This window comes from Streptomyces bauhiniae (assembly GCF_004784475.1).
Classification (GTDB): domain Bacteria; phylum Actinomycetota; class Actinomycetes; order Streptomycetales; family Streptomycetaceae; genus Streptomyces; species Streptomyces seoulensis.
Window position 1 is genome coordinate 439,729 of the sequence record NZ_SRRT01000001.1, and the last position, 12,639, is coordinate 452,367.

12 protein-coding genes are annotated in these 12,639 nt (G+C 72.3%); 5 read left to right on the forward strand and 7 right to left on the reverse strand.

The window, feature by feature from the left end:
* Positions 1-14: 14 nt before the first annotated feature.
* Positions 15-1,646, reverse strand: coding sequence for a phospho-sugar mutase (locus E5083_RS02120; protein ID WP_135783865.1), 1,632 nt, complete (start codon positions 1,644-1,646; stop codon positions 15-17).
* Between the two features lie 44 nt (positions 1,647-1,690).
* Positions 1,691-2,515 carry a purine-nucleoside phosphorylase gene (locus E5083_RS02125; protein ID WP_030806759.1) on the reverse strand — a complete coding sequence of 275 codons (825 nt, stop codon included), beginning with the start codon at positions 2,513-2,515 and terminating at the stop codon, positions 1,691-1,693.
* A gap of 167 nt (positions 2,516-2,682) precedes the next feature.
* On the opposite strand from E5083_RS02125, the gene E5083_RS02130 reads away from it, so the two are divergent.
* From E5083_RS02130 to E5083_RS02140, 3 genes are all read left to right on the forward strand, one after another.
* Positions 2,683-4,131: an NAD(P)H-quinone dehydrogenase gene (locus E5083_RS02130; RefSeq protein ID WP_135783866.1), complete on the forward strand. Its 1,449-nt coding sequence runs from the start codon at positions 2,683-2,685 to the stop codon at positions 4,129-4,131.
* Between the two features lie 143 nt (positions 4,132-4,274).
* Positions 4,275-5,207, forward strand: a complete 933-nt coding sequence (locus E5083_RS02135; protein WP_135783867.1) for a DeoR/GlpR family DNA-binding transcription regulator — start codon at positions 4,275-4,277, stop codon at positions 5,205-5,207.
* Between the two features lie 50 nt (positions 5,208-5,257).
* On the forward strand, positions 5,258-6,211 hold the full coding sequence (locus E5083_RS02140) for an HNH endonuclease signature motif containing protein (RefSeq protein ID WP_135783868.1): 954 nt from the start codon (positions 5,258-5,260) through the stop codon (positions 6,209-6,211).
* Between the two features lie 48 nt (positions 6,212-6,259).
* On the opposite strand, the gene E5083_RS02145 is transcribed toward E5083_RS02140, so the two are convergent.
* Entirely contained in the window at positions 6,260-8,032 is a 1,773-nt protein-coding gene (locus tag E5083_RS02145; RefSeq protein ID WP_135783869.1) for an acetyl/propionyl/methylcrotonyl-CoA carboxylase subunit alpha, read from the reverse strand.
* A gap of 375 nt (positions 8,033-8,407) precedes the next feature.
* On the opposite strand from E5083_RS02145, the gene E5083_RS02150 reads away from it, so the two are divergent.
* Positions 8,408-8,953 carry a hypothetical protein gene (locus E5083_RS02150; protein ID WP_167513435.1) on the forward strand — a complete coding sequence of 182 codons (546 nt, stop codon included), beginning with the start codon at positions 8,408-8,410 and terminating at the stop codon, positions 8,951-8,953.
* Here E5083_RS02150 and E5083_RS02155 read toward each other — a convergent pair.
* Genes E5083_RS02155 through E5083_RS02165 form a run of 4 tightly spaced genes read right to left on the reverse strand, consistent with a single transcriptional unit; the run spans position 8,925 to position 11,592 of the window.
* Complete coding sequence (locus tag E5083_RS02155) at positions 8,925-9,539, reverse strand: Maf family protein (protein ID WP_135783870.1); 615 nt, start codon at positions 9,537-9,539, stop codon at positions 8,925-8,927. The genes E5083_RS02150 and E5083_RS02155 overlap by 29 nt on opposite strands.
* 27 nt (positions 9,540-9,566) lie before the next feature.
* Positions 9,567-9,695: a morphogenic membrane protein MmpB gene (gene mmpB / locus E5083_RS31950; RefSeq protein ID WP_267974112.1), complete on the reverse strand. Its 129-nt coding sequence runs from the start codon at positions 9,693-9,695 to the stop codon at positions 9,567-9,569.
* Positions 9,696-9,755: 60 nt separating this feature from the next.
* Positions 9,756-9,968, reverse strand: a complete 213-nt coding sequence (locus E5083_RS02160) for an acyl-CoA carboxylase epsilon subunit (protein WP_135783871.1) — start codon at positions 9,966-9,968, stop codon at positions 9,756-9,758.
* Positions 9,969-9,990: 22 nt separating this feature from the next.
* Positions 9,991-11,592: an acyl-CoA carboxylase subunit beta gene (locus tag E5083_RS02165; protein WP_135783872.1), complete on the reverse strand. Its 1,602-nt coding sequence runs from the start codon at positions 11,590-11,592 to the stop codon at positions 9,991-9,993.
* Between the two features lie 110 nt (positions 11,593-11,702).
* Between E5083_RS02165 and E5083_RS02170 the strand changes: the two genes are divergently transcribed.
* Positions 11,703-12,563: a biotin--[acetyl-CoA-carboxylase] ligase gene (locus E5083_RS02170; RefSeq protein WP_135783873.1), complete on the forward strand. Its 861-nt coding sequence runs from the start codon at positions 11,703-11,705 to the stop codon at positions 12,561-12,563.
* The last annotated feature ends 76 nt before the right edge of the window (positions 12,564-12,639 follow it).

Genomic DNA, 12,639 nt, shown 5'->3' on the forward strand with positions numbered 1-12,639 from the left:
TGGGGGAAGCCCCCTCAGATCCCCGCCGCCTCCGACAGATCCCGCTTGATCGCCGTCAGCAGCTCCGCAGCCCGTGCACGCGCCGCCGGGAGGGCCGAGCGGTCCGCGACCGGGACCACCACCTCCAGGTAGCACTTCAGCTTGGGTTCCGTGCCGCTCGGGCGGACGATGACGCGGGCGCCGTCGAGGGTGTAGCGGAGGCCGTCCGTGGGCGGGAGGGTGGCCGTGCCGCGGGTGAGGTCCTCCGCCGAGGTGACCGGGAGGGACGCCAGGGAGGTCGGCGGGTGTTCGCGCAGGCGGCGCATGGCGGACGCGATGACCGACAGGTCCTCCACCCGTACCGAGAGCTGGTCCGTGGCGTGCAGGCCGTGCTCCAGCGCGAGGTCGTCGAGGAGGTCGAGCAGGGTCCGGCCGGACTCCTTCAGCTCCGACGCCAGCTCGGTGATGAGCAGCGCGGCGGTGATGCCGTCCTTGTCCCGTACGCCCTCGGGGTCGACGCAGTAGCCGAGCGCCTCCTCGTACCCGTACCGCAGGCCGTCCACGCGGGCGATCCACTTGAAGCCCGTCAGGGTCTCCTCGTAGCCGAGGCCCGCCTTCTCGGCGATCCGGCCCAGCAGCGAGGAGGAGACGATGGACTCCGCGAAGGTGCCCGTGACGCCCCGGCCCACCAGGTGCGCGGCGAGCAGCGCGCCCACCTCGTCGCCGCGCAGCATCCGCCAGTCGCCGCCGTCGCGTACGGCCACCGCGCAGCGGTCCGCGTCGGGGTCGTTGGCGATGACGAGGTCCGGCTCGGTGACGGTCGCCCGTTCGAAGGCGAGGTCCATCGCGCCGGGCTCCTCCGGGTTGGGGAAGGCCACGGTCGGGAAGTCCGGGTCGGGCTCGGCCTGCTCGGCCACCAGCACCGGCTCCGGGAACCCGGCCCGCGCGAACGCCGCGAGCAGCACGTCCTTGCCGACGCCGTGCATCGCCGTGTAGACGGTACGGGCACTGCGGGCCGACCCCTCGGCCAGCACCGCGTCCGTACGCGCCAGATACGCGTCCAGTACCTCGTCGCCCAGCACCTCCCAGCCCGCCTCGGGCCGGGGCACGTCGGCGAGCACGCGCACCGCGTCGATCTCGGCGGCGATCTCCGCGTCGGCGGGCGGCACGATCTGGGAGCCGTCGCCGAGGTACACCTTGTAGCCGTTGTCGCGCGGCGGGTTGTGGCTGGCGGTGACCTCCACGCCCGCGACCGCGCCCAGGTGCCGTATGGCGAAGGCGAGGACCGGGGTCGGCAGCGGGCGCGGCAGCACGGCGGCGCGCAGTCCGGCGCCGGTGATCACGGCGGCGGTGTCCCGCGCGAAGTCGGCCGACTTGTGCCGGGCGTCGTAGCCGATGACCACCAGGCCGCCCGTCTCGCCCTTCGCCTTCAGGTACGCGGCGAGTCCTGCGGCGGCGCGGATCACGACGGCGCGGTTCATCCGCATCGGGCCCGCGCCCAGCTCGCCGCGCAGCCCGGCGGTGCCGAACTGGAGCGTGCCGCTGAAGCGCGCGGTCAGCTCCGCCGTGTCCCCGGCGTCGATGAGCTTCGCCAGCTCCTCGCGGGTCTCCGCGTCGGGGTCCTCGGCCAGCCATGCCTGGGCCCGTGCGATCACTTCGTCCTGCACCTCGGGTGAACCTTTCTCTCGAACTCTCCGACCCCCTGAGCGGGCTACAGCCGGTTCAGCACCTGGCCCAGCAGCTCGCCCATGCGCGCCGCCGAGTCGCGGCCCGCCTGGAGGACCTCCTCGTGGTTCAGCGGCTCGCCCGTCATGCCGGCGGCGAGGTTGGTGACCAGGGAGATGCCCAGCACCTCGGCGCCGGCCTCGCGCGCGGCGATGGCCTCCAGCACCGTGGACATGCCGACCAGGTCCGCGCCGATCACGCGGGCCATGCGGATCTCGGCCGGGGTCTCGTAGTGCGGGCCGGGGAACTGCGCGTAGACGCCCTCCTCCAGGGAGGGGTCGATCTCCTTGCACAGGGCGCGCAGGCGCGGCGAGTACAGGTCGGTGAGGTCGACGAAGTTGGCGCCGACGATCGGGGAGGTGGCCGTCAGGTTCAGGTGGTCGCTGATCAGCACCGGCTGGCCGGGGCGCATGCCCTCGCGCAGACCGCCGCAGCCGTTGGTCAGCACGATGGTCTTGCAGCCGGCGGCGACGGCGGTACGGACCCCGTGCGCGACGGCGGCGACCCCGCGGCCCTCGTAGTAGTGGGTGCGGCCCAGGAACACCAGGGCGCGCTTGTCACCGAAGGTGTACGAGCGGATCTTGCCGCCGTGCCCCTCGACGGCCGGCGGCGGGAAGCCGGGCAGCTCGGTGACCTGGAACTCGGCGTCGGGCTCGCCCAGGGCGTCCACGGCCGGGGCCCAGCCGGAGCCCATCACGAGGGCGACGTCGTGGGTCTCGGCGCCGGTGAGTTCGCGCAGGCGCGCGGCGGCGGCGTCGGCGGCGGCGTGCGGGTCGCCCTGGCGGTCGTCCGGAAGGAGAGATGCGTTCACGCGGACGAGGGTAGCCGGTGTTCTCCTACGCGCGTAGATGACAGAGCCCATGGGAATGCGATCGTTGTCATGCAGATTTCGACAAAGGCTGGGCAAAACGGCTGCGCAACGGGTGTGCGGTGTCCATTACCGCCCCGCCGCACCCGCTTCCCGCCGGGTGCGGGACAATGGGGTACGTGACTCGGATCGTGATCATCGGTGGCGGACCCGGCGGATACGAGGCGGCGCTGACGGCCGCCCAGCTCGGCGCGGAGGTGACCGTCGTGGACTGCGACGGTCTGGGCGGGGCGTCGGTGCTGACCGACTGCGTGCCGTCGAAGACCCTCATCGCCACGGCCGAGGTGATGACCACCTTCGACTCCTCCTACGAGGAGCTGGGCATCATCGTCGCCGACGACACCCCGCACATCGAGCAGGCGGCCCGCGTGGTCGGCGTGGACCTCGGCAAGGTCAACCGCCGGGTGAAGCGGCTCGCGCTCGCGCAGTCCCACGACATCACCGCCTCCGTCACCCGCGCCGGCGCCCGCGTCATGCGCGGCCGGGGCCGGCTGGAGGGCATGCAGGCCCTCGACGGCTCCCGCAAGGTCGTCGTCACCGCCGCCGACGGCACCGAGGAGACCCTCACCGCCGACGCCGTGCTCATCGCCACCGGCGGCCACCCGCGCGAGCTGCCCGACGCCCAGCCGGACGGCGAGCGCATCCTCAACTGGACCCAGGTCTACGACCTCACCGAGCTGCCCGAAGAGCTGATCGTGGTGGGCTCCGGCGTCACCGGCGCCGAGTTCGCCGGTGCGTACCAGGCGCTCGGCTCCAAGGTCACCCTGGTCTCCTCGCGCGACCGCGTGCTGCCCGGTGAGGACCCGGACGCCGCCGCCGTGCTGGAGGACGTCTTCCGCCGCAGGGGTATGAACGTGATGGCCCGCTCCCGCGCCCAGTCCGCCAAGCGGGTCGGCGACCGGGTCGAGGTCACCCTCGCCGACGGCCGCGTGATCACCGGTACGCACTGTCTGATGGCGGTCGGCGCGATCCCGAACAGCGCCGGGCTCGGCCTGGAGGAGGCCGGCGTCAAGCTGCGCGACTCCGGGCACATCTGGACCGACAAAGTCTCCCGCACCAGCGCGCCCGGCGTGTACGCGGCCGGTGACGTGACCGGCGTCTTCGCGCTGGCCTCCGTCGCGGCGATGCAGGGCCGGATCGCGGTCTACCACTTCCTCGGCGACGCGGTGGCCCCGCTCGACCTCAAGACGGTCTCCTCCAACGTCTTCACCGACCCCGAGATCGCCACCGTCGGCTACAGCCAGGCGGACGTGGACGCGGGCAAGATCGACGCGCGTGTGGTGAAGCTGCCGCTGCTGCGCAACCCGCGCGCGAAGATGCAGGGCATCCGGGACGGCTTCGTCAAGATCTTCTGCCGGCCCGGTACCGGGATCGTGGTCGGCGGTGTGGTCGTGGCGCCGCGCGCCTCGGAGCTCATCCACCCCATCTCGATCGCGGTCGACAACAACCTGACGGTCGAGCAGATCGCCAAGGCGTTCACGGTCTACCCCTCGCTGTCCGGCTCGATCGCCGAGGTGGCCCGCCAGTTGCAGACCCGTAAGGCGGGCGGGGCGGGCTGAGCGGCGGGGCCCCGGCGGCCCATGCGGGCGGCATAGTCGGCCGGTAGGTCCCTATATCACTTCCAGGGTCCGGTTGCGAACAACTTCTGCTATTCGGCGCAAACTGCTGAAAGCAGACGGTCGTTGGGGTTACTGTCAGTTTCGTGTTCGCTGCAGAACGTCGTCAACTGATCCTCGAAATGGTGCGAGCGAACGGGGCCGTGTCGCTCCGTGAACTCGCCCGCGTCGTCCAGACCTCCGAAGTGACCGTACGGCGGGACGTGCGCGCGCTGGAGGCAGAAGGACTCCTCGACCGCCGGCATGGCGGTGCGGTACTGCCGGGTGGATTCACGCGAGAATCCGGCTTTCCGCAGAAATCCCATCTCGCGACCGCGGAGAAGACGGCCATCGCCGATGTCGCCGCGGGGCTGGTCGAAGAGGGCGAGGCCATCGTGGTCGGCGCCGGTACGACCACCCAGGAGCTGGCCCGCAGACTGGCCCGGGTACCGGGTCTGACCGTGGTGACCAACTCCCTGCTGGTGGCACAGGCGCTGGCCCATGCCAACCGGGTGGAGGTCGTCATGACCGGCGGCACCCTGAGGGGCTCCAACTACGCCCTGGTGGGCTCCGGCGCCGAGCAGTCCCTCCAAGGGCTGCGCGTCTCCAAGGCGTTCCTCTCCGGGAGCGGCCTGACCGCCGAGCGCGGGCTGTCCACGTCCAACATGCTGTCGGCCTCCGTGGACCGGGCCCTGGTCCAGGCCGCCTCCGAGGTCGTGGTCCTCGCCGACCACACCAAGCTGGGTACGGACACCATGTTCCGTACGGTGCCCACGGAGGCGATCACCCGCCTGGTCACCGACGAGCCCCCGCCCCACGACGACCGCGCCGCCACCGAACTCCAGGCCCTGGCCGACCAGGGCGTGCAGATCACGGTGCCCGGCGCCCCGGCGCCCGACCAACCCCAGGCCCCCCGCGGCCAACGCTCCTCCCAACTCCCCGGCCCCCGCCGGGGCCAGGTCCCCGGCTCCCCCCTCCGCGGAGTCCTGAACGACCAGCCCACCGACCGCGCCAGGGTGGCGGACCTGCGCCGCAGGTAGCGCCTCGACGGGGTACGCCGTGACCGCACACCCTGCGTAGGGTTCCGGGCATGACTCAGGCACACCCCACCCGCACGGCCCCGGAGGATCTGCTCCACCGCCTCACCCACCTCCGGGTGAACCGTTCCTCCGGCGCACCGGCGCTGTACAAGCCGGTGACGCTGCTGTGGGCCATGGGGCGGGCCCGGCGCGGGGCGGAGCGGCTGCTGTCCTGGTCCGGGACGGAGCGGGAGCTGGGCGAGGCGCTGGCGGCGGCGGGAGTGCCCGCGCGCCCGCACTACCCGGTGGCGTCCCTCAGCCAGGACGGGCTGTGGTCCCTGCCCGGCCAGGCGGACGCGCCCACCGCCCACGGCGACCCGCGCCCCTGGTTCACCGCGCGCCAGCCGCTGGGCGGCCCCACCGAGGAGGTGTACGACCTCTTCCGGGACTCCGCCGTGGCCCGGCTCGCCGTGCAGGAGCAGTTGCTGGAGCTGTACTTCGCCGACCGCGACCCGGCGCCCCTGCTCGCCCGCCTCGGGCTGCCGTACGCCGAGCCCGAGGCGCCCGCCGAGCCGGAGCCGGACCCGCTGGACCTCCAGTGGCCCGAGGCCCGCCCCGGTGACCCGGAGCCCTGGCTGGTCACCGCCGCCGAGTACGAACAGGGCTGCCGGCTGCTGGAGCTGACGGAGGAGCGGCGGCACGGCAGGCGGTCCTCCGTCACGGGCAGTCGGCCCGTGCGCTCCTCTGCGGCGAGGCTGCTGGTGCTGGGGCGCAGCGAGGGGCGCTGCGAGAACCCGGAGTGCGGCGGGCACCCCGCCGAGCGGACCGACCGGGGGCTGCCGCTGCTGGAGGTCGACCACGTACGGGAGTTGACCCTGGGCGGCCGCGACCACCCGAGCCAGATGGTCGCCCTCTGCCCCAACTGCCACGCCGTCAAGACCCGTGGCCGCTCCCGCGAACGGCTGCGCGCGCTGCTGCTGAAGGTGGCGGAGGAGCGGCACCGGGAAAAGTCCGCCGGGAAATGACGAACGCCCGGCTCCGAGCCGGGCGTTCACCACAATCGGCTGAGCTTGTCAGTCCTTGATCTCGCAGATCGGGGCGCCCGAGGTGATGGAGGCGCCGATTTCGGCGAGGAGGCCCTTTACCGTGCCGGCTCGGTGGGCGTTGAGGGGCTGTTCCATCTTCATGGCCTCCAGGACGACGATGAGGTCGCCCTCCTGGACGGTCTGGCCCTCTTCGACGGCCACCTTGACGATGGTGCCCTGCATCGGGGAGGCGAGGGTGTCGCCGGAGGCCACGGGGCCGGACTTCTTGGCCGCGCGGCGCTTGGGCTTGGCGCCCGCCGCGAGGCCGGTACGGGCCAGGGACATGCCGAGCGACGAGGGGAGGGAGACCTCCAGGCGCTTGCCGCCGACCTCGACCACGACCGTCTCACGGCCCAGCTCCTCGTCCGCTTCCGCGTCGGCGGGGGCGGTGAAGGGCTTGATCTCGTTGACGAACTCGGTCTCGATCCAGCGGGTGTGGACCGTGAAGGGGTCCTTGGAGCCGGTCAGCTCCGGCGCGAAGGCCGCGTCCCGGACCACCACGCGGTGGAACGGGATGGCCGTGGCCATGCCCTCGACCTGGAACTCGTCCAGCGCCCGCGCGGCGCGCTCCAGCGCCTCCTTGCGGGTACGGCCGGTCACGACCAGCTTGGCCAGCAGGGAGTCCCACGCCGGGCCGATGACCGAGCCGGCCTCCACGCCCGCGTCCAGGCGGACACCGGGGCCGGCCGGGGGATCGAAGCGGGTGACCGTACCGGGGGCGGGCAGGAAGCCCCGGCCCGGGTCCTCGCCGTTGATGCGGAACTCGAAGGAGTGCCCGCGCAGCTCGGGGTCGCCGTAGCCCAGCTCCTCGCCGTCGGCGATGCGGAACATCTCGCGGACCAGGTCGATCCCGGCGACCTCCTCGGTCACGGGGTGCTCGACCTGGAGGCGGGTGTTGACCTCCAGGAAGGAGATCGTGCCGTCCTGGCCGACCAGGAACTCACAGGTGCCGGCGCCCTCGTAGCCCGCCTCCTTGAGGATGGCCTTGGACGCGCGGTACAGCTCCTCGACCTGGGCCTCGGAGAGGAACGGCGCCGGGGCCTCCTCCACCAGCTTCTGGTGGCGGCGCTGGAGCGAGCAGTCACGGGTGGAGACGACGACCACGTTGCCGTGCTTGTCGGCCAGGCACTGGGTCTCCACGTGCCGGGGACGGTCGAGGTAGCGCTCCACGAAGCACTCGCCCCGGCCGAACGCGGCGACGGCCTCGCGGACCGCCGAGTCGTACAGCTCCGGCACCTCTTCGAGGGTGCGGGCGACCTTCAGACCACGGCCGCCACCACCGAAGGCGGCCTTGATCGCGATCGGCAGGCCGTGTTCCTTCGCGAAGGCCACGACCTCGTCCGCGCCCGACACCGGGTCCGGCGTGCCGGCGACCAGCGGGGCACCCGCGCGCTGCGCGATGTGCCGGGCGGCGACCTTGTCACCGAGGTCCCGGATCGCCTGCGGCGGCGGGCCGATCCAGGTCAGGCCCGCGTCCAGCACGGCCTGGGCGAACTCGGCGTTCTCCGAGAGGAAGCCGTAGCCGGGGTGGATGGCGTCCGCGCCGGACTCCCGCGCGGCGTTCAGGACCTTCTCGATGTCCAGGTAACTGGTGGCCGGGGTGTCACCGCCCAGGGCGAACGCCTCATCCGCGGCCCGGACGTGCAGAGCGTCCCGATCCGGGTCGGCGTACACGGCCACGCTCGCAATGCCTGCGTCCCGGCAGGCCCGCGCCACACGGACAGCGATTTCGCCACGGTTGGCGATGAGCACCTTGCGCACGATTGAGGCTCCCTCCTTGAAACAAGCCGAGTTTAGGGACAGCCGACACGGCACATCGACCCGTCCCCAATGGTGAGCTTGCCCACACGGAGCGTGATGCGTGGCCCGCTCGACCCACGAAAGCCCTTGTCGCACCTCGGTACGCAGGACTCCACCGGAAAACCCTAGCCCCGCCATGTGGCCAAGGTCTCTGTGAGAGCGTGCTGCGGGCCACGCGGTTTCTTTGTGGAGTCCCTACGAATGGCCCAATGATTCTTTGCCACCGGCCGAGGTCTTGTCCCCCGTCCTACCGATTAGTAGCGTTCGCGCTGATCCGGCGTACTGCCGGTAACAGGCGATCCGCGCGGGGGCGGCGGCGAAGGTGGGGTGGGGCCGGTGGTGCGCAGACCGGTGGCATGGATCGTGACGGTCGTCCTGCTGGCCGAGGCGGCCGGCGTCGCGGCGGTGAACTGGCTGCTCGGCGTGGTGGTGGACAACCAGCGGATGTCCCTGGCCGGCCTCGACCCCGATGTGATGGCGACGTCCTCGAAGGTCGGAGCCGTGGTCTTCGGGCTCTACTTCGCCTTCTGCGCCCTGGTGGCCCTGCTGGTCGCGGTGCGCGACCGCGCCCCGGCCGGCCTCGGCCGCGTCCTGCTGATCAGCGCCGCCGTGGTGAACGGCCTGCTGGGCGCGGTCGCCTGGGGCCTGGTGGGCACGGGCGCGTTCCTGGCGATGATGGTGGTCCTCGCCCTGCTGGTGCTGCTGCTGGTGACGTACGACCGCCCGCGCGGCACGGGCGCCCGTCCGGCCGACACGCCCGGTGCGGGAGGCGCCCCGGAGGCCGCCCCCGAGCCGAACCCCACGTCCACCCCTACGGGTGACCCTCAGGGCCGTACGGCCGACACCCGGAACATCACTCGGACGGCGCCCACAACTCCGTGATCCCGACACCCAGTTCGCGCAGCAGCTTGCGGACCAGGGGGAGGCTGATGCCGATCACGTTGCCGTGGTCGCCCTCGATGCCCTCGATGAAGGGTGCCGAGCGGCCGTCCAGGGTGAAGGCCCCGGCGACGTGGAGGGGCTCACCGGAGGCCACGTAGCGGGCGATCTCCTCGTCGGTGGGCTCGCCGAAGCGGACCACGGTGGAGGCGGTCGCGGAGACGTACCGCTTGGCGGCGGTGTCCCAGACGCAGTGCCCGGTCTGCAGGACCCCGGCGCGGCCGCGCATCGCCTTCCAGCGGGCGGTGGCCTCCTCGGCGTCGGCGGGCTTGCCGAGCGCCTGCCCGTCCAGCTCCAGAACCGAGTCGCAGCCGATCACCAGCGCGCCCTGCACCTCGGGCCTCGCCGCCACCACGGACGCCTTGGCCTCGGCGAGGGCGAGGGCCAGCTCGGCCGGGGTGGGGGCGGTGACGGCGTCCTCGTCGAATCCGCTGACGATCACCTCGGGCGCCAGCCCGGCCTGCCGCAGCAGACCCAGCCGGGCGGGGGACTGGGAGGCGAGAACGAGACGGCGCCGCTGGTCTGTCATGCGATCAGCCTAGCGCCGCCGCCGTGCTCACCTCAGCCCGATGACGATCATCGCCAGCACCATGGCCAGGGCCATGAAGAGGCCGAGCCGCCTGAGCTTCTCCTCCATGCGACGGAGTTCCTCGGGCGGCTCGTTCTCGGGGTCTGACCACAGCATGGCTCCAGCGTGGGGCGCGGTCCGGCCCGCGCGCCTGAGTACCCGTACTCAGGTTCCTGCTCAGCCCCCGGGCCAGTAGGTCCGGGACCACGACACCGGGCCCGGCGCGGGCAGGCGCCGACCCGCGACGCGGGCCGGGTCCGACCACGCGTCGCGCGGCCCCTCCGCGCCGGACGACGGCTCGGCCGCCGCCACGGCGCGGGCGCGGACCACCGCCAGGGCGGCGGCCAGCTCCTCCGGGGTCGGGTTGCCTCGTACGACCTTGATGTTCATGACCGCTCCCGTCGGCGCTGTCCTACAGGGGGATGTTGCCGTGCTTCTTCGGAGGCAGGGATTCCCGCTTCGTACGGAGCTGACGCAGCCCCCGGACGATGTGCGCGCGGGTGTCCGACGGCATGATCACCGCGTCGATGTAGCCGCGCTCGGCCGCCACGTACGGGTTGAGCAGCGCGTCCTCGTACTCCCGGACCAGCCGCGCCCGCGTCTCCTCGCCGGTGCCCGCGCTCTCCGCCTCGGCGATGGTGCGGCGGTGCAGGATGTTGACCGCGCCCTGCGCGCCCATCACCGCGATCTGCGCGGTCGGCCAGGCCAGGTTGAGGTCGGCGCCCAGGTGCTTGGAGCCCATCACGTCGTACGCGCCGCCGAACGCCTTGCGGGTGATGACGGTGATCAGCGGGACGGTGGCCTCGGCGTAGGCGTAGATCAGCTTGGCGCCGCGCCGGATGATGCCGTCCAGCTCCTGGTCCACGCCGGGCAGGAAGCCGGGCACGTCCACGAAGGTCAGCACCGGGATGTTGAACGCGTCGCAGGTGCGGACGAACCGGGCGGCCTTCTCGGACGCCTTGATGTCCAGGCACCCCGCGAACTGCATCGGCTGGTTGGCGACCAGACCCACCGGGTGCCCCTCGACCCGGCCGAACCCGGTGAGGATGTTCGGCGCGAACAGGGCCTGCGTCTCGAAGAACTCCCCGTCGTCCAGGACGTGTTCGAGCACGGTGTGCATGTCGTACGGCTGGTTCGCGCTGTCCGGCACGAGGACGTCCAGCTCGCGGTCCTCGTCGCTGGGGGCGAGGTCCGCCTCCTCCGGGTAGACCGGGGCCTCGCTGAGGTTGTTGGACGGCAGGTACGACAGCAACTGCTTGACGTACTCGATCGCGTCCTTCTCGTCGCCCGCCATGTGGTGGGCCACACCGGAGTTGGTGTTGTGGGTGCGGGCGCCGCCCAGCTCCTCGAAGCCGACGTCCTCACCGGTGACCGTCTTGATCACGTCGGGGCCGGTGATGAACATGTGCGAGGTCTGGTCGACCATCACCGTGAAGTCGGTGATCGCCGGGGAGTACACCGCGCCGCCCGCGCACGGGCCGACGACCAGGCTGATCTGCGGGATCACCCCGGAGGCATGGGTGTTGCGGCGGAAGATCTCGCCGTACGCGCCCAGCGAGGCGACGCCTTCCTGGATGCGGGCGCCGCCGGAGTCGTTGATGCCGATGACCGGGCAGCCGGTCTTCAGCGCGAAGTCCATGACCTTGACGATCTTCTGGCCGTACACCTCGCCGAGGGCACCGCCGAAGACGGTGAAGTCCTGGGAGAACACGGCCACCGGGCGGCCGTCCACCGTGCCGTACCCGGTGACGACACCGTCGCCGTACGGGCGGTTCGACTCCAGGCCGAAGTTGGTGGAACGGTGCCGGGCGAATTCGTCCAGCTCGACGAACGACTCCTCGTCCAGGAGGAGTTCGATGCGTTCACGGGCGGTCAGTTTGCCCTTGGCGTGCTGCTTCTCCACCGCGCGTTCCGAGCCGGCGTGCGTCGCCTCGTGGATGCGCCGCTGGAGATCCGCGAGCTTCCCGGCGGTCGTGTGGATGTCGGTGTCGTGACGCTCTTCCGGCTCGGACATCGGGATGCGGCTCCCTGCCTGCTCAAAAGGGGGGACGATTACTCATCCGTAGCGTAGTGCGGGGCCCGTCCCTCAGGAGTGCGGTCTTTCCCACACCTAGGGTTACTTGCATGACGCCGCACAATGCCTCAGGTCCCAGCCGCTGGTCCGACCTGGACCGCCCCCCGCTCAACGCGACCGCGCTGCGCCGCGGGCTCCTCCACGAGGGCGGGCTGTGGACCTCGGTCGACGTGGTCCAGCGCACCGGCTCCACCAACTCCGACCTCGTCGCCCGCGCGGGCTCCGGCGAGGCCGGGGAAGGCGCCGTACTGGTCGCCGAGGAGCAGACGGCCGGACGCGGGCGGCTGGACCGGCGCTGGACGGCTCCGCCGCGCTCGGGCCTCTTCTTCTCCGTCCTGCTCCGCCCCGCCGGGGTCCCGCTGGAACGCTGGGGCTGGCTCCCGCTGCTGACCGGCGTCGCTGTGGCCACCGGACTGTCCCGCGCGGCCGGGGTCGACACCGCCCTGAAGTGGCCCAACGACCTGCTGGTCACCGTCGGCCGCGAGGAGCGCAAGGCGGGCGGCATCCTGGCCGAGCGCGCGGGCGAGGACGGCGTGGTGGTCGGCGTCGGCCTCAACGTCACCCTGCGCGCCGACGAACTCCCCGTCCCGCAGGCGGGTTCGCTGGCGCTGGCCGACGCGGTCTCCACCGACCGCGACACCCTGCTCCGCTCGGTGCTGCGCTCCCTGGAGACCTGGTACGACCGCTGGCGCTCGGCCGGCGGCGACCCCGTCACCAGCACCCTCCAGGAGACCTACGCGGCCGGCTGCGCCACCCTCGGCCGCCAGGTCCGCGCGGAGCTGCCCGGCGACCGGGCGCTGGTGGGCGAGGCGGTCGCCATCGACGGCGACGGACGGCTGGTCATCGCCACGGCGGAGGGCACGCGGGAGGCCGTGGGAGCGGGCGACATCGTGCATCTGCGTCCTGCGTAGGGCTGCTCCGGGTCGGTAAAACGGGCGTTCCCGGCCCCGGAAAGTGGGCAGAGGGGCGTGGGGACACCGGGCCGCG